The 15041-nt window shown below is 34.3% G+C and carries 15 protein-coding genes and 2 pseudogenes; all 17 read left to right on the top strand.

Annotated elements, in window-relative coordinates; all coding sequences use genetic code 11:
* The first annotated feature begins 734 nt into the window (after window positions 1-734).
* The 17 genes and pseudogenes from AB685_RS03075 (at window position 735) to AB685_RS02995 (ending at window position 14838) form a co-directional block, all read left to right on the top strand.
* Window positions 735-1664 carry a S8 family serine peptidase gene (locus tag AB685_RS03075; protein WP_053073707.1) on the top strand — a complete coding sequence of 310 codons (930 nt, stop codon included), beginning with the start codon at window positions 735-737 and terminating at the stop codon, window positions 1662-1664.
* Window positions 1665-1680: 16 nt separating this feature from the next.
* Window positions 1681-2448 carry an SAR2788 family putative toxin gene (locus AB685_RS03070; protein WP_053073706.1) on the top strand — a complete coding sequence of 256 codons (768 nt, stop codon included), beginning with the start codon at window positions 1681-1683 and terminating at the stop codon, window positions 2446-2448.
* Window positions 2449-2564: 116 nt separating this feature from the next.
* Window positions 2565-3332, top strand: a complete 768-nt coding sequence (locus tag AB685_RS03065) for a hypothetical protein (protein WP_047969056.1) — start codon at window positions 2565-2567, stop codon at window positions 3330-3332.
* A 491-nt stretch (window positions 3333-3823) separates the two neighbouring features.
* Window positions 3824-4063, top strand: coding sequence for a hypothetical protein (locus AB685_RS03060; protein ID WP_047969055.1), 240 nt, complete (start codon window positions 3824-3826; stop codon window positions 4061-4063).
* Between the two features lie 57 nt (window positions 4064-4120).
* Window positions 4121-6664: an ABC transporter permease gene (locus tag AB685_RS03055; protein ID WP_053073705.1), complete on the top strand. Its 2544-nt coding sequence runs from the start codon at window positions 4121-4123 to the stop codon at window positions 6662-6664.
* A gap of 13 nt (window positions 6665-6677) precedes the next feature.
* The gene (locus AB685_RS03050; protein ID WP_047969054.1) at window positions 6678-7346 is read left to right on the top strand and encodes an ABC transporter ATP-binding protein; all 669 of its coding nucleotides are present in this window, start codon (window positions 6678-6680) and stop codon (window positions 7344-7346) included.
* 172 nt (window positions 7347-7518) lie between these two features.
* Window positions 7519-8360 (top strand): annotated as a pseudogene (gene xerA / locus AB685_RS03045) (site-specific tyrosine recombinase/integron integrase).
* 229 nt (window positions 8361-8589) lie between these two features.
* Window positions 8590-8796, top strand: coding sequence for a DUF5316 family protein (locus AB685_RS03040; protein WP_047969053.1), 207 nt, complete (start codon window positions 8590-8592; stop codon window positions 8794-8796).
* A gap of 224 nt (window positions 8797-9020) precedes the next feature.
* Window positions 9021-9476 carry a hypothetical protein gene (locus AB685_RS03035; protein WP_047969052.1) on the top strand — a complete coding sequence of 152 codons (456 nt, stop codon included), beginning with the start codon at window positions 9021-9023 and terminating at the stop codon, window positions 9474-9476.
* Between the two features lie 105 nt (window positions 9477-9581).
* The gene (locus AB685_RS03030) at window positions 9582-9890 is read left to right on the top strand and encodes a hypothetical protein (protein ID WP_047969051.1); all 309 of its coding nucleotides are present in this window, start codon (window positions 9582-9584) and stop codon (window positions 9888-9890) included.
* A gap of 163 nt (window positions 9891-10053) precedes the next feature.
* Window positions 10054-10275, top strand: coding sequence for a DUF4083 domain-containing protein (locus AB685_RS03025; RefSeq protein ID WP_347230859.1), 222 nt, complete (start codon window positions 10054-10056; stop codon window positions 10273-10275).
* Between the two features lie 126 nt (window positions 10276-10401).
* Window positions 10402-10944, top strand: coding sequence for a hypothetical protein (locus AB685_RS03020; protein WP_047969049.1), 543 nt, complete (start codon window positions 10402-10404; stop codon window positions 10942-10944).
* Window positions 10945-11810: 866 nt separating this feature from the next.
* Window positions 11811-12349, top strand: a pseudogene (locus tag AB685_RS03015) (SAM-dependent methyltransferase).
* Window positions 12350-12497: 148 nt separating this feature from the next.
* Complete coding sequence (locus AB685_RS03010; RefSeq protein ID WP_047969714.1) at window positions 12498-13004, top strand: GNAT family N-acetyltransferase; 507 nt, start codon at window positions 12498-12500, stop codon at window positions 13002-13004.
* Window positions 13005-13145: 141 nt separating this feature from the next.
* Window positions 13146-13382 (top strand): DUF3977 family protein, encoded by a 237-nt coding sequence (locus AB685_RS03005; protein ID WP_047969048.1) that lies wholly within the window; start codon window positions 13146-13148, stop codon window positions 13380-13382.
* A gap of 167 nt (window positions 13383-13549) precedes the next feature.
* Complete coding sequence (locus AB685_RS03000; protein WP_047969047.1) at window positions 13550-13903, top strand: hypothetical protein; 354 nt, start codon at window positions 13550-13552, stop codon at window positions 13901-13903.
* Between the two features lie 266 nt (window positions 13904-14169).
* Window positions 14170-14838: a DNA alkylation repair protein gene (locus AB685_RS02995; protein WP_047969046.1), complete on the top strand. Its 669-nt coding sequence runs from the start codon at window positions 14170-14172 to the stop codon at window positions 14836-14838.
* The last annotated feature ends 203 nt before the right edge of the window (window positions 14839-15041 follow it).

Raw genomic sequence — 15041 nt, 5'->3', positions numbered from 1 at the left:
AGAAGAACGATAATCCTCTCTACTAAAAAGCTAAAAGTGACTTAAGTAGCCATTAACCAAACTCACTTAAGAATTCTAGTTGTGAATTGGAGCAAAAGGCGGAGACTCCTTGAAAATGCGAGCAATTTTTGCGTGCAATGTATGGTTGCCGTAGCTTTTCTTGTTATAACTTTTCATAATACTTCGGAATATGTTCACAATTTTTCGGATTGAGTTTCATCATTTTCTGAAAAGGCAAGTAATATGGAAACACTTTAGAGAAATGAATTAATCGTTTCTCTATTTTTTTTATTATTTATTTTCCCAAAAAACCATGAAGTTGGAAAATGAATTAACTTTTAAAAGTAGATATAAATCTTCAACAATCGGGCCATTTAATGGAATAAGAGATTGCCCAAAGTCAAAAGATTAGAACAAGTAGCCCGGTACGAAACCCCTATACCACCACCTTTAGCAAAGTTGTTTGTAAGGGTCTAACATACCTGGAAATTTTGTGGAAGAGCCCAGGTATTAAAGCCAGTTGCATTTAGACCGATACTAAGCACGGATGAGTAGAACTAATACTAAACATTCCTTCGAACCTCTACAAACATCCAAGCATAGTTTAATGGTGCATTTGCAAATAAATCACATTACAGAAGAAAAAAAGCAAGTGAAGAAGATTAGAGGTTGAACTACTTAATTGCTATATTTTTAGATTATTATACAAATATTCAAGAAAAATATGTAAATAAATGTACTATTATGTAAAATTTAATGATATTATACTTCTTGAAATAAAATTAATAGAGGTGTTTAAAATTAAGTATTTTAATCTCATTGTAATCCTTATGGTTGTTCTATTTGGTAGTGGATGTAATAATATGGATGTTTTTTCAGCAGAACAATGTGAACAGAATTGGGCCATTTGTATTATCAATGACTCACAAGTTGTAAACTTATCAGGCTCAAAAGTTAAAGTTGCTATTCTTGACAGCGGTATTAATAGTGAACTTGAAATATTGCAAAATAAAATAAAGGAAACTTATAACACTATAGAAAAAAGTAGTGTTACCAATGACGAGTATGGCCACGGAACAATGGTAGCAAGTATCATTGCTGCTAATCCCAATTCACATACAATAATTGGAGTAAATCCAAATGTAGAAATTTATGATGTTCAGGTACTTAACCATAGGGGGGGTGGTAGAATTGAGGATTTAGTAGAGGGTATTAAATGGAGTATTAATAAAAATGTGGACATTATAAACATGAGTTTTGGGTATCCTAAAGATGATCCTAGATTGAAAGAAGTAATAGAATTAGCTTTATCCAAGAATATAATTATTGTTGCTTCTGCAGGAAACACTTTGGGTTTATCTACTGAATATCCAGCAAAATACAAGGGTGTTTATTCAATTTCTGCAGTTGAACAGAACCTTAATAATTATAAGTTAGCGGCTAAAGGTAAAATAGATTTTGTTGCTCCGGGTGTAAATATTCCGGTAATAAATCATGAAGGTGAAAAGCTGTTTGAAAGTGGTACATCGCTTTCAACCGCATATGCTACAGGAATAATTTCTGTGGTGAAATCTAGCACTAAAACTAATAAAGAAATAAAAATAGTGTCAAAAAATATTGGGGATAAGGAAAAATTCGGAAAAGGGCTATTAAAGATAAAATAATGAGGAGGCAATAACAATGAAGAAAATATTCATTAATAGTTTAGTATTTATATTACTACTTTCATTTGTTTTACCAAAGTATGCACAAGCAATTTCAAAGAATGAAGGAAATTCAATTAATTATGGGAGCCAAGATGAAATTATTATAGATGAGATAATTAATGATGATGAAGCGATTATTACTACAACCCTGGATAGCGAAGAATTATTTGCAAAAAGTGAGTTAATTATTAATTTGGAAACTAGTGAAATTGTTATAGAAAACTTAATAGAAGATAGTGAAAGTGATATAGTTGAAGAGAATCAATATGATGTTTACTTCTTAACGATAGAAGGGGAAAACTTTAGGGCAGTTTTTATAGATAAACAAACTGGGGAAGAAATTTATGTGAATTCTGAAGAAGTCCAAGCATCTGTGGCCCCACTTGTTGTTGTTTTAGCGACTATTGCAAGGTATGGTATTACTAGAGCAATAACAAAACATGGTGCAACAAGAGTTGCACAGGCAACAGTAAGTAATGCTGCAAAAACAAAATTACCTACAGATACAGCAGCAAGGGAATTGGCAAAAGAACTTGGGTATAAACCTACAAACTATATGTCACAGGGTGCTAAGATATTTGAAAGAGAAGCGAAAGATGCTGTAAAAGGCCCTAAATTTATAGTACGAGACAATACTAGCCATATTGGCGGTGTTTGGAAAGGTGGCTCAGCGACTGACAAATTAGGACCAAATACAAGATCTGGTACATACGACGCTGTGCTAAAAAGAATTGGAGATTAATTGATTTTTGATTATACAATGCATATATTGAACTATTAACCGAACATTGGTTAATAGTTCTTATTAATGTAAAATAAAGTTAAGCACGACAGTAAAGATTTTAAGGAGGATATAATGTGAGTAAAGAAATAAAAAATCAATGGAGAATATCAAAGTATAATCCTATTTTTAGAGACAGCGAAGGTATTTATACTAAAACGGATGAATGGACTAGCGTGTCAGAGCTAGGAAAAGTAATCGATGGAAAGCCTTTTACCATAAATGAGTATTTAGAAATAGAGCAAGCATTTATAGATTCTATTATGAGGTTTATAAAACTTCATAAGTTTACAAGTATTAGAATATATAGTCTAGAAATTAATAAAAGTACTTCAGATAGTAAGTCTGCATTGTATGAACCAAACTTCGATTCACTTAATTTAACAGAGGATTCAGAAATAGATATTGAAAATATACCAACTGTATGTAAAATGATTTTAAGGGAATATATATTCTGTCACCTTATTTCGGAACAATTTTTTATACACTTTGCTTATGAATCATATTTATTTTTTGGGTCTAATTCTATACAAAGTGATTTATTGGATATTGGCAAAAATGACAAAATCTTTATAGAAAAAATGCATTCTCCATATTACATTCCTGAAAAAAATGTAAAAAGAATTTTGGAATGGAATCGAAAGGGTGAAAGTATTATTGAAGGAGAAGAGTTACTTATGAATATAACTCTTGAAGAATTTAGAAGAGAACTTTGCCTTTCGAATATTCATCCCGTAATTGGTGCTTTCCCAATTTCAAAGGAGCACTCAAACTTTTTTCAGAAAAAAATAAAACATAAAATGGATTTTAGTAAGTATAATTATACATTATTTGCAGGGAATTAATATTGTAGCCTTTTAATTTCTAAAATAAATCAAAATGTTGAGTTCAATTATATTACTTACCAAGAGCTGAAGGGCACTAGACAAGCAATTATTACTGTTTTGATTAGTGTTCTCAAGTCAATCTTAAACGAATGGGTGCGATACTGTAATAAGGGTTTGCGCTCATTTTAATTTTGCTTAGATAATGAACAACTTATTGTAGTATTTTACTGATTATGAAATAATTAGATATTAAACAATCGGGCGCTATCCTTGAATTAAGGATCAGCGCTCTTTTTTAAAGAAGACTCTTTAAGACGAAGGAAATTAGGTCGAGCTTCTTGAAATTATAAGATATACAAGACGTGGAAAAATACTAAATCAGGCGTATTGGTTATATATTCCTATAAGAATATTATTAATTTTCTAAAAACTATTGAAAAGGTATTAGGAAAAATGTAGCCTAATATTGGGATTTGATACCAAAAATGTAAAAGGAGAGGTTATATTTTATGAAGAAGAAATTAACTATGTTTTTATGTAGTGCTTTACTAGTAACAACTTTTTTTGTGAGTCCGCTTGGTGCTAATGCTCACCATGGGGGATCAAATTGGGTTACACATAATACTTACTATTCTTGTATAGGTGGAAATTGGAATAAGGTTACTCAACAACATAGACATCTTTCAGATGGTTCATGGGATTATCGTAATTTATATGCTGTTATTGGTTCTACCTGTCCAATTCAATAACATAGAATTATTGTTTTAGATAGAAGTATCAACTCCCAACCAATTGGAGGGATAACCATGTTCCATTACATAAAGTCTTCTTTCAGGGAAAGAGCAATCTTGTTTTTGGTGATTTTTATTATCTTGAATGTTGTTGGATTTGGTTATATTGGTGCGTTGGCGGTGTCTGACCAGATGACCTTGAGTGCCAACAAGAATTTGGAGGAGCACTGGAGGTATCAGTATGATATTTTGGTGCTACCAAAGGAAGTCAGCGAGAAAAGGGCCTTAGAGGATGGCTGGGTTCCTCCGCAATCCAATATTGCAAGCTATGGAGGCATTTCGCTGGAAGAGCTAAAAGTGATTCGAGGGATTTCTGGTGTGGAAACAGCCGCGCCACTTGCAATCATTGGTTTTTATCAGGGTGACAGTATGAGTGTGCAGGCCGAGAATGTCACGCCTGGTGAGTTTTATATAGTAAATGAAGAAAAGAAGGCATATGACGGGTTACGGGAATATACTTTTCACTCCTTGGAATATATGACCAATTATTATGAGCCTGAAATGGAAGATTCGCTGCTGTTTCAGCGTTTTAATGAAGAAAAGAACATTCCAGAAGGCTTCCGCATCCAAGTTCCACCGGGCTCACATTTTCGCTATCCTAATGAATTGTTGGTGGTTGCCATTGATCCAGAAGCAGAAGAGCGTTTGTTTCAGCTCTCAGAAAGCACCGATGTGGATCTTTCTCTCTTGAATGAGACGATAGAGCGAGGGGAGTTTTTGCCACATATTCCTTTTTTGGCGTTGCGAAATCAAGGATATGCTGTGGAGGAGTCCTTTGAGGTTAGTCGGATAGAGGTTCCGGATACTGTCATGAAGCAAGATTTGAGTGGAGGAGTGGAGAACTACTTATATAATCTGCCACGGGAAACGATCGCTTCCATTAGTCTTCCTACCCATTCGGAGAAGTGGAAAAATAAGAAGGTAGAGCTGTTCATTGATAAAAACAATATTCAAGAAAATCCTTTGCCCTATTCCACCTATTCGACCTTGTATAAGTACAGCCCGCTGCTATACGAAACTAAAACTACCGGGGCGAACACCATACCGACCGTTACAGCTAAGCGTTTTCCACCGCCAGAATTTGCGGAATTCACCATCGACTTTCCTAGCTATCGTCAAAAATATGGTGATGAGGACAAGCAAGTCACGCCAAACATTATTGGCTATTATGATGCAGCAAAAATAAAGCCTGTGGTGGCAACCTCCTGGCAAGAAGGGGATCCGGTCGATATTTATACGCCTCACCACAGCATGATTCAAAAAGACGGAGCGGGAAGGTCTGTCGAGCCCACTCCACTGATTCCCATTCCATTAAAAAGTGCGTACTACCCAGGAGCACCGGATTTGATTACTTCTATTGAAGTAGCAAAATATTATTATCAAAACACGCCACCACTTTCATCCGTAAGGGTTTTAGTAGAGGGAGTGGAGGAAAGGTCTGAGGAGAGCCAGCGGAAAATAGAGCAGGTCGCCCAAGCCATTATGGAGGAAACCGGTCACCATGTGGAAATTATGCTTGGTTCTGCTGGTGGAAAGGTCCATATAGAACTAGAGGGTACAGGTGAAGGAGAGGTTGGAACCGTAGAGGAAGCTTGGCAGCAGCAGGGGGTAAACTGGAGCATTGAAAAGCAGATGAACGAAACAAACAAATGGCTGTTTCTCTATCTGCTCATCATTTGCTTTATTTTCATCTACACAACTATCACACACAGCCTCTTAAAGCGCGCAACGGAATTCTCGACACTGCGTTCCATCGGCTGGCCGCGAAAGAAGATTATGCTCAGTTTGGCTTTTGAAATTGTCGTACTCAGCTCTGTGGGCTTGCTTTCTATCGTCTTTGCTGACATGTACTTTCAGCTGTTGGGTGCCTTGGACTTCCTTCTCATATGGGGGATATTTATAATCGTTATTTCCGTTGGATATGTGACAGGTAGCCGAAAAGCATTGAGTAAATCTCCGCGGGCTAGTGTGTCAGGAGAAAATCGTAATTGGCGTGGGGGAGGCTTTTTAGCGATAACCAGTATTGGCACATATGTTTTCCATCAAGTAATGAGAAGGCCATTGCGATTTGGATTGCTTGCAGGCTCCTTGTCGCTTACCTTGTTTATCGGCATTCTTTTTAATGCAACCCAGCAAGGAATGTCTGATTTTCTATTTTTAAGTGTGCTTGGAGAGACGATAGATTTGGAGATTCAATCCTATCAGAAGATGTTCATTTTCGGGGGATTGGGTCTTACCATCGTAAGTATCTTTTTCCTCCTTTATCTCAATGCAACCGAGCGAAAAAAAGAATTCTTCATTATGCGTTCCATCGGATGGTCACAAAAACAAATTGAACTATTCTTAGGGCTAGAAGCTAGTTTCATTGCTTTGACAGGCTCCATAGTCGGTTCGTTGTGTGCCTTCTGGGCAATTTATGCATGGACAGAGATATCCTTGCCGCTTTGGATTTATGGATTAGCCATTTTAGTATCTATCGGCCTGTTTTTGTTGTGCACGTTCATTATTTCAAGATTCATTGATATGAAGGGAACAGTAAAAGATCAACACTCAGCTTAGGAGGTGGGAAGAAATGATAATTCTAAAGGATGTCGAAAAGCATTACAAGTTGGACCATGAAAAGCTGGATATATTAAAAGGCGTCAACCTATCTATCCAAAAGGGTTCTTATGTTGCCATTACCGGCCCGTCTGGTTCAGGAAAATCCACTCTATTACATGCCATCGGTGGGTTAGAATCCATTAATAACGGAGAGATTTGGATTCAGGAACAGCCGATTCATCAACTTAAGGAAGCCCAGCTCGCCAAAATCAGATCCGAAAAAATAGGCTATATTTTTCAACAGTTTCAATTATTATCTTCTGCCACCGCATTAGAAAATGTGATGATGCCGTTGCTTAAGTTTTTTTCTAATAAAGAAATAAGATTAAAAGCGGAAGAAGCGTTAAATAGGGTAGGCCTGGGGCAGCGCATCCATCATTTGCCTTCTCGTCTGTCAGGTGGGGAGCAACAACGTGTTGCCATTGCAAGAGCACTAGTGACAGAACCATCCATTATACTGGCTGATGAACCAACAGGAAACCTTGATTCAGAAAACAGTCATCACATCATCTCACTACTTGAGGAAATTCATAAAGACGGCGTCACCGTTATTCTCATTACACACGATCAAACCATCGCAGACCGGGCTGAAAGAATCGTTCATTTTTTGGATGGGAAAATAGTTGATCTTATTAGTTGATACAATTTTTATCCTTCTTATTCGAAAAGAGTAAGGGGGATTTTTCTTTTTTGAAGGGTGAGGCAGTTTCAGAAGTAATGAAAGCGAGTATTTAACAATCGTATAAAACCTACCTTTCTAGTCAAGACTATTCTTAAGATTAATTGGTTTGTAAACTAGGAGAGTGAAGTAGATGTTATTGTCACAAGTTTGGGAGAAATATCAGCTTGATAAAAAGATAGAGGGGTATTCGCCGCTAACATTAAAAACCTATTGTTTTCAATATAATATGTTGTTGCGCTACTTTGGAGATATCGACCTGAACAAAATGACCACAGATCAGTTAAAAGAGTATCTGATCAAGGGAAGCACACATCTAAAACCCTCTAGCTTGGGGCATAGAGTTCGATGTATTAGGTCATTATTCAAGTGGGCAAATGACGAAGGGTTAATAAAAAAGAATCCAGCAGCTAAGCTGAAAGAACCAAAGCTTGGGAAACGAATTCCAAAATTTCTAACCGAACTTGAAATTGAACATCTCCGTGAGTCCTGTCAAAATGCTATGGAGAATGCGTTATTTGAATTTTTTTATTCAACTGGTTGCCGTATTGGCGAAGTTGTTAAACTTAATCGTGATGATATCAATTTCGTGTCAAATTCGGTCATCGTTCATGGAAAAGGGGATAAAGAACGGGAGGTATATTTCAATACTCGGTGCTCCTTGTGGTTAAAGAGATATCTCGATGAGCGAGATGATCAGGACCCGTGTTTGTTCATAACCGAGAGGAGACCTAAGAGAAGAATGAGTATCGACTTAATAAGATACATTATTAAGCGTATATCGTCGGGAGCCGGGATTAAGAAGAACATTCATCCACATCAATTAAGACATAGCTATGCTACTCATATGATTAACAATGGAGCTCCACTGGAAGTAATACAAAGTTACTTGGCCATGAAAAAAGTGAAACAACAAGAATATATGCTCAGCTAAGTGGGAAATTGAGAAAAGATCTCTACAGCAAATACTTTTAAAAAATCACGTTCGAAATTGAGCGTGATTTTTTAAATTGAATGAAAATAAAAGATTGAGTTTATCACTTGTTTTTGAAATAATTGGTATTAAGCAATCGGGCAGGACTGTCGCATAAAGGTGTAAAAAATGGAAAAATTAGCGCATCTCTTTTTTTATAATTTTCATTATCTGATATTTGAAACTATTTAACTTTATTAAACGTATATTAAAGAGTGGAGAGTGAAATAAATGTTACAGGCTTTTCTTATAATTGGAATTATAGGTATCATTATTTCAGGAGTTTTTTTGGGAGTATGGACAAGCGGGCAACAACAAAGAGCAAATTATCATTCTGAAACCACAAATCATAGAAGCTTTAGAACAAAGATAGGGTTATTTTCAGGTTTATTGGGACTAGTTTCACTAGGCATAGCAGCATTGTTATTTTACATTTAAAAGTCACTTAATTTGAAAAAACAGCGATATATCTTAATTTGGGTGTTTACAAGGGTATAAATATCTTCAACAATCTGGAGCTTATCTCGAACAAGGTAAGCTTCTTTTTTATATAAAAATATATATTGAGTAAACAGCCGAGATTTGAAATAATTGGTATTAAGCAATAGGGCAGGATAGCTGAATAACGAGGAAATTATAGTTGTTAAGAAGGAAGTGATACTTTGTCTGAAATTCAGTTTTTAGCCTCAACAAAGCCCTTTATTATTCCAAAGGAAATTGAAGAAAATAATGGAGGTTTTTTTGAAAAGGGATTGGGTTTCCTTGTTCTTGATTTAGATCCATATTGGATTAAAATAGTTCAAGAAATATTAACGTTGCCATATTTATATGAAGCAAGGGGATTGGGCAACAAAGACTTCTGGACTTATATAGATAAGTATATGGAAGTAGGAGATGTTCTTGAATTATATAGAATCCCTGTACAACAATGGTATCAGGAATCCATTCGAAATGTCTTAGATAATCCAAAGCACATCAAAATCAATATTGGCAGTCGTACATATCAATATGAGTATGGATTAATTAGACTTAATGAAAAAATATGGTTAGAAGAATTATCGCATCGCATTTTAGTTACAGAGTATGGTGTTACAACAATTGAAAATTATTCAAATTAAATTTTTATAGGATATTTCTATTCAGTAATCTAGGAGCGATTGCAGAATAGCTTATCGCTTCTTATTAAGGAATAGGGCAGTTTTGTGGAGGAGGGGGAATATAAAATGAGTAGGAAAAAGAAAGGGATTTCTATCTTCATCGGTTTAATTGTTATTGCGAGCATTTTTATTTATCTTGGAAATCCTCAAGGCAATAGTCAATTAACAAATAGTTCTCAAACATTTGGTGATTTTTATGTGATGGAAAAAGAGCATCATATTGAACCAGGTGAATACATGGAGATGTGGGTAGTTGGTTATAACGGAGCTGAAAAAGAAGAAAACAGAGAATATTTTAAAGTCTATTTTAAAGATGCAAATGTCTATAACCTTATTGAAAAAGAACAAAGCATATGTTTTCCTTTTCATCAATAAGTGAAGAAGGTAAAGAGAGATATTATTTAGACGTCATTTCTTCTCCAAATGGAACACAATTAAGGGGAGAAGGAAGATAATTTTAAGAGCTAATTCAACAATCTAGGAGCGATTATAGCAAAGTAGCTCGCTCCTTACATGTTTATGGCAGTATTTTTAATAAATGAGTTACCTTGAAAGAAGGTTTTATGGTATGGGAAGTTTTGATTTTAGTTCAATAGTTTATTTGATACTTATTGGTCTAATAGTATTGAGTGTTGTTTCCTTCACATTTATCATCCGAAGTTTATATATTAATTCTTCTGCTAAAAGTAAAAAAACAGGTGAGATTGAAAAGAAACTTGATAAAATTATAGCTTTACTTGAAAAGGATAGAAACTCCTAATGGTACTGACTTTAATGTACCAATAGTTAATTTTTGAATTACGATTACTCAACAAACTAGGAGCGATTGTAGCATATTGAGATATAAAAAAATTTTTTGCGAAAAATTAAAATATAGGGAGAGAATATGAAGAAAAGTAAACTAATTATGTTTGGACTTATAGTTTCAATAAGCTTAAATTTGGTCTTATTCCAAAATATATATAACAATAAAGATGAATCAAGATTAGCACATTTTGAAGAGATTCATAACGGAATAAGATACTCGTATGATTTTGGAGACGCGCTTAATCAAAAATATAACCGGTTAACAATTGATGAAAAGGTTGAGTATCTAACAGCAATGCATTGGAGTTTGGCTTTATCTGTTTGGACATTAGAAGATATTGGAGCAGAAAATGGAGAATATAGTAGTCTTGTGAAACTACTAAGTATTTATAGTCATATACCAACAGAATTGAAGGAATTGGTAAGGAATAATTATAGCGAAGAGGAGGTATTGGATTTACTTAATATTTGGTTGAAAGATATAAATAACATTAAAGAAAACATCAATTATATTCAGCTATCAAAAATGGACGATAAAGAGTTGCTAAGGAATTTAAAGTCCTTGCTAAATAATCTCGAATATAACAATGATTCATTAGAGCAATATAAACAGACATTGTAATTAATTTCATACCATCTTCAAAAATCGGTCGCGATCTTGTAACAATAGATTCGCGTTCATTTTTATTTAGGCAGGATGAAAAATAACTTTTGTAGGATTTAAGTTGAGCATCTTCCGCAATCGGGCGCGATCCAGGAACAAGGATCAGCGCTCGTTATTATATTGGACAAAGAAAATATCTAATTGAAAGAATTATTAGAATATGAAATAATTGGTATTAAGTAATAGGGTTGTGTAGTGGGAGGGTTTATGAATAGGTTAGTGTGAGTCTTTTTATTTAGTTTGTTTAGTTATTTACTATGGTTGTATCTCGCTTCTAATCACTCTACTCCTGATGATTGGTGGACTGTAAAATATATTAAAGAAACCCATACAGAAGACAACGATATTAAAATTACTACACATCATTTTTCGACATCGCCCATAAAGGTCTTAATTGGTTCAGGGGTTTTTATATTGTTAGGAACTTTGCTTTCAATTTTTGTTAGAGAAAATCAAAATAACTGAATTTAATCAATAAATGAACATAATTCAAACTTGGGAAACTATTTGAAAACTGACCATTTTCTCATTGAAAAATCAATACATCGATTTTCCTCTATAAGCGGAGCGATAGTTGTAGTACAGTGATTTTAAGGATTATGGCAATATATTAGTTATACCATTAAAGGGCGCATCTATGAATAAGGATCAGCGCTCATTTTCAGTATTGAACAGAAAGAAGAATAACTTATTGTAAGAATTTTATGAAATAATTGGTTTAATGCAGATTCGCTCAAGAAGGAGATTGAATAATATAAAGAGAGATATAGAATTGAATAGTAAATTAAGAGGTGTGAAGCTGTTGGCTATAAAAACAAAAAGACATTAAGCTAGTGATTGGTGCAGGGGAATATAATAACAATCCAGGGTGGATACATACACAGGAGGAAGAACTGAATTTACTAGATAGAGATACTTGGAATAACAGGTTCGATATTAATTCGATTACAGCTATTTTGGCTGAACACGTTTGGGAACATCTTACTTATGAAGAAGGTACAGAAGCTGCAAAGATGTGTTTTAAGTATCTTAAGCCAAAAGGATATATTCGTTGTGCAGTTCCTGATGCATTTTTTCAAGATGATTCATATCAAAATATAGTTAAAATTGGTGGACCAGGACCTAAAGACCATCCCGCAGCAAGTCATAAAATAGTACACAATTATAAAACTTTAAAGCAAATGTTTGAAACTGCTGGATTTGAGATTTTTTTACTTGAATATTGTGATGAAGAGGGTAATTTCCATCATAATGAGTGGGATGGAGCCGATGGTGTTATTTTTCGTTCAATAAAGTATGACCCGCGAAATCAAGGGGGAAGCCTGTTTTCCCATCTTTAATTTTAGATGCATTAAAGCGGTAATTATTAAACTATCGGACGCTTATCTAGAACTAAGGTAAGCTTCTTTTTTTGTGAAGATTATATTGAGTTTATGGTTTTAATTTGAAATATGGTATTAGATAATCGGGTTTAATTGAATAAGTGTAAAGTAGAGATTGGAGGGCTCATCATAATACACATATATAAAGCAGAGCCAAGTCACGTTGAAGGTATTAAAAAAGTTTGTTCTGAAGGTTATTGGGCAACTTATGAAGATATCTATACAAAGGAATATATTGAGAAAGTGATAAAAGAGTTTTATAACACTGAAAGGATACTGGATGAAGTGACAAAAACGAATAGACATTGGGGAGGTTATTTTGTAGCAATTGAAAATAATGAAGTGATTGGTGCTGGTGGAGGAGGAATGATTGGTGAGACTGAAGGTGAGATTTTTGTCTTATATTTAGACCCAGAAAGACGTAATGAAGGAATAGGTACTATTTTGTTAGATGCTATCACTCAACAACAGAAACAAGAATTTAATGCAAATAAGCAATGGGTATCTGTACAAAAAGGCAACTTAAAAGGTATTCCTTTTTATGAAGGTAAAGGATTCATTTGCGAACACGAACAAAAGAGTTATAGAAATGAGGATGAGTACTATATATCATTGAGATATTCCCGTCAAATTTAAGTGTGAATATTCACTATCAGCGCAAGTATTGAACAACGATGGACTGTTTAGCAGTCCATTTTTTAGGTCTAAATATAATTAAAGGAATCTAGTGAAATAAGCATTTGGTAAGTTGTTTGTTTAATTTTAAGGGGAGATAGTATGAAATATATAGAATTTGGCATAGGAAACACTTGGTTGGTTAGGACAGAAACAGATTTTGAAAATGGCACAGAATATGAGGAGAAAGGAATAATAGGACCAGTGAGTTTCCACTCTTTTTATATAAGAATTTGGATTGGTAAGACCGTTTTAATACTTGATTTAAAAGAGGGTTTTAAGCGGATAAAGAAAAGTCGAAAAGAATTTAAATTTATTTTAGGATTAGTCAGTAATTAAATACCTTCTTGAACAAACTGTGAGCTTATCAGCAGCAAGGTAAGCTTCTTTTTTATGGAAAATATATCTTGAGTAAATGTCTAATATTTGAAATAATTGGTATTAACCAATAGGGCAGAATTGTTTAACAAAGGTATTAGTCTTTATTCGAAGGAAGGAGGGCTTATTTGAAATTACTTAAATCGACTATCCTATTAATTATAGGAGTAATTGTAGTTTGGAATGCTATTGATTTTATTAGATATAGTAATTTTGATGGAAAGAAAAAAATAGAAGAAGTAAAAGGAGATACTTTAGTTCTAACTGTTCTTAGAGTTGAACCTGATGCTTCGTATATGCTTTTAGAAGTAAAAATTACAGATGAAACCAAAATATCAGGCTTCGGTCCAACAGCTCTCTTTGTAGACAGCTTTGAAGATTTAAAAAAAGGACAAAGAGTAAGAGTTTGGTATTCCACCAACTCCAATAATGAGAATATAGCTGAAAAAGTGGTAGTATATAATTTGTTTAATTTTCATTAGATGTTATTCAATTATATGGGAGCGTTTCTTTAAAAAGGAATGCTCTTTTCGTATCCAATTAAGAGGAAGTAAATGCTATTATAATATTAAAGATGGTTACTCTTCTATTATAGGTGGAGAAAGCTTTAATACGATATATGCTAAAATATTATAAATGGTAAACTTTGGAGGCACACCACTGCAATAAGACTTATAACGAAATTAAGTCCTTGATATATCCCGTCAAGGACATATTATGAAACAGTGCTTTAATAAAGGAGTATAAAATGGATGAAAAAAAAGATACAGAAATAAAACGCTTTTCAAAAGTAGAAAACATTCTACCTCAGATCAATAGTAAAACTAAGCTAGGCGATTTACGTAAAATCGCGAAGGACATTAAAAAAGATCACGAACTAGCTATGGAACTTTGGTCAACCGAAGAGTTTTTGCCCAGACTATTAGCAATCTTAATTATGGACAAAAAACTTCTTTCACAAGATGTGCTAAATAAGCTTGATAAGGATATGCAGACTCACACTTTTGATGAACGAAATAACTTAATGGATTGGTTAATGGCTAATCAGCTCACCAAAGACAAGAAGATAATTGCTTTGATGGAATCATGGGGAAATAGTCCTTTTGCTCTTCAAAGGCGAGCTTACTGGTATTATCAAGGGCGATTGAGATGGACTGGGCAAACACCGCCTGATAACACCGCAGACTTGCTATCTGCATTAGAAGCTAATATTACGCAGGAAAAACCGGAAGTTCAATGGGCTATGAATTTCACCGCAGGCTGGATAGGCGTTTATGATGAAAAGAATCGTGCACGCTGTATTAAACTTGGTGAGAAAACGGGTCTATACAAAGATGAAATAGTAGCAAAAGGATGTACTCCCAGTTATTTGCCGGAGTTTATTACGATTGAAGTTAACAAACGACATAATAATTAGTTACCTCTGAAAAATTTTTAGAAATTCCGAAGGCAATTTTGCCAGGCAGAACCTGATTGACGAGTATGTCATTTCTACTATTCCAACGTTAATTGGGGATGGTGTGAGATTATTTAAAGAAACTGAAAATGAAAGAAAACATGAGCTTCTTGGGAGTAAATCATTCCCTTGAGGACTTGTCCAACATCATTATTGAGTATTAA

This window comes from Bacillus sp. LL01, assembly GCF_001037965.1.
Note: the sequence above shows the minus strand (reverse complement) of the source record. Positions and strands in the feature narration are given on the sequence as shown.